Below are 2,306 nucleotides of genomic sequence, written 5' to 3'. Positions count from 1 at the left end.
ATAGCGCTCTTCGAAGATTTCGAGGAGATCAAGGCGCTGCTGATCATTGAGGGTGTGGGTGCCCCAGTCGTCGAGGATGAGCAACTGGACCCGTGCGAGCTTGTCGATGAGGCGCGGGAAGCGACCATCGAGACGGGCCATGGCGAGGTCTTCGAACAGGCGCGGCATACGCAAATAAAGGACGGAATGATCGAGCCTGGCCGCCTGGCGTCCGAAGGCGCACGCCAGCCAGGTTTTACCAGTCCCGGTCAGACCGGTGATGATGAAGTTCTCATGGGCTTTCAGCCAAGCGCCTTGCGCCAGTTGCAGGGTGTTGCGCCGGTCAAGGCCGCGGCGGGACGCGAAGTCGACGTCCTCGATACAGGCGTCGACGAAGCGCAGCTTGGCTGCGGCGAGGCGATTGGTCAGGCGCCGGTCGGCACGCATGGCGGCTTCACGATCGAGCATCAGGCCGAGCCACTCATCCCGGCTGAGATCGGCGGCATTGTCCTGTTCGGCTAGTTGCCGGTAAGCGGCCGCCATTCCGGCAAGGCCGAGCGCCTGCATCTGCTCGAGGGTCGGGTGGGTCAGCATCGCGATGTTCCTTTCCTTCATTGATAATAGCCCCCACCACGGATGTTGGCGTGCGAGGGGGTGGCTTTGACGGGTGCGGCAGCAGGGCTCGCGCGGTCGAGCCCGGATTTGAGGATCGCGCTCACCGAGGAGTAGCTGATCGCGTTGATGACGAGTGCCCGCTCGCAGGCCGCTTCGAGCCGATCGCGCTCGTAGCGCCGTGCCAGGGCGATGATCCCCATGGCGGAGCGATAACCCTGCTCGGCATGCGGGCGCTCACGCATCATCCGCTCGACCAGAGTGGCGGTGTTGACGCCGATCCGCGCTGCCATCTTGATCAAGCTCGCCGGCGTCATATTGGCATAACGCTGATGGGCCTTGGGCATGTGCTCGTTCACGGTGACATGGCCGCTGCGCTGAGAGCGGCGCACATGGCTGGCGACACGCGTGTGATCCTGGAAGATCTCGACGGCTCGATAGGTGAGCCGGACGTCCACCCGACGGCCGATCAGCCGGTGCGGCACTGAGTAAAAGGTCTTGTCGACTTCGACGTGATAATCGGGATGGACCTTCGCCGTTTTCCATTCGGCGTATTCGAACGGTTCGCTCGGCAGCGGCGTCAACGCAGCGCGCTCGATCTCCTCGAACAGCTGCCGGCGGGATTTGCCGATATGGCGCATCGGCCGATGGTTCAGCTCCTCCAGCAAACCGCCGATCGCAGTATTGAGATCGGTCAGGTTGAAGAACCGCCGATGGCGCAGCCGTGCCAGAATCCAGCGCTCGACAATCAGCACCGCGCCTTCAACCTTGCCCTTGTCGCGCGGCTTGCGGCTGCGGGTCGGCAAAATCGTCGTGTCGTAGTGCTCGGCCATGGCGGCAAAGGTTTGGTTGAGCGTCGGTTCGAACCACAACGCCTTGACGACCCCGGCCTTCAGATTGTCGCAGACGATCGCCTTGGGAACTCCGCCGAAGTACGACAAGGCCCGGGTCTGGCCTTCGATCCAATCTGGTAGTCGCTGACCGAAGCTCCCCATAGCGAAGGTCAGCGACGAGGCCCCGAGCACCGCGACAAATATCTGCGCCTGACGGATCTCGCCGGTTTGCGGATCGATCACCTCCACCGTCGGACCGGCATAGTCGGTCTGCATCACTGCACCCGCCGCGTGGCGATGACGGAAGGTCGGGTTCGCCCGGCGCCGATAGGCGTCAAACTTCTCGCAGAACCACGTGTAACCATAGCCGTCGGGATGCGCCGTCCGGTATTCCTGCCAAAGCAGCGTCAGCGTCACGCCCTTGCGCTTGAGCTCCTGCGCCACCCGCGGCCACTCAGGCTCGCTCAAGTCCTGCGGAGGCCGCCCGACCCGCCGGAACAGAGCCCGCTGCAACGCCGCCTCGCTCGCATAAATCGGCGGTAACGGCCAGCTTAAGCCCGCCTCGCGTGCCCGCAGCAGGTAGGTGGCAACCGAGCTCTTGCTGATCTGCAGCCGTTCCGAGATCTCCCGAACCGACAGGTCCTGCTCGTACGTCAGCCTCAGGATCGATCGTAGGTCCTTCACAGTGGTTCGTTTCGCTTGCTTCCGCCTCGGCATTGCCCCTCTCAAACTCAGCTTGAGAGAGAACATTGCCTGAACGGCGCTCCCGAAAACCAACCTCCCGCAACTGTCCGCGATTTAGCGGAATCCCTGTCCCGGAATTACTGAAATCGCTGTCCGCGAATTACCGAAATCGGTGTCCGGAAATTGCCGAAACACGCA

The 2,306-nt window shown here is 62.8% G+C and carries 2 protein-coding genes; both read right to left on the bottom strand.

What is annotated here, in order from left to right:
- Positions 1-594, bottom strand: a 594-nt coding sequence (locus AKN84_RS44185; protein WP_128971730.1) for an ATP-binding protein, incomplete at its 3' end; no start/stop codon positions are given.
- Positions 591-2,141: an IS21 family transposase gene (gene istA / locus AKN84_RS44180; RefSeq protein ID WP_050426590.1), complete on the bottom strand. Its 1,551-nt coding sequence runs from the start codon at positions 2,139-2,141 to the stop codon at positions 591-593. The genes AKN84_RS44185 and istA, both read right to left, overlap by 4 nt.
- Positions 2,142-2,306 lie beyond the last annotated feature (165 nt).

It is taken from the genome of Bradyrhizobium tropiciagri, from assembly GCF_001189845.1.
In the GTDB taxonomy this organism is placed as follows: domain Bacteria; phylum Pseudomonadota; class Alphaproteobacteria; order Rhizobiales; family Xanthobacteraceae; genus Bradyrhizobium; species Bradyrhizobium tropiciagri.
Note: the sequence above shows the minus strand (reverse complement) of the source record. Positions and strands in the feature narration are given on the sequence as shown.

Excerpts from the sequence above, each read along its gene's own strand:
- istA (WP_050426590.1), bottom strand. The coding sequence starts at position 2,141 with ATGCCGAGGCGGAAGCAAGCGAAACGAACCACTGTGAAGGACCTACGA.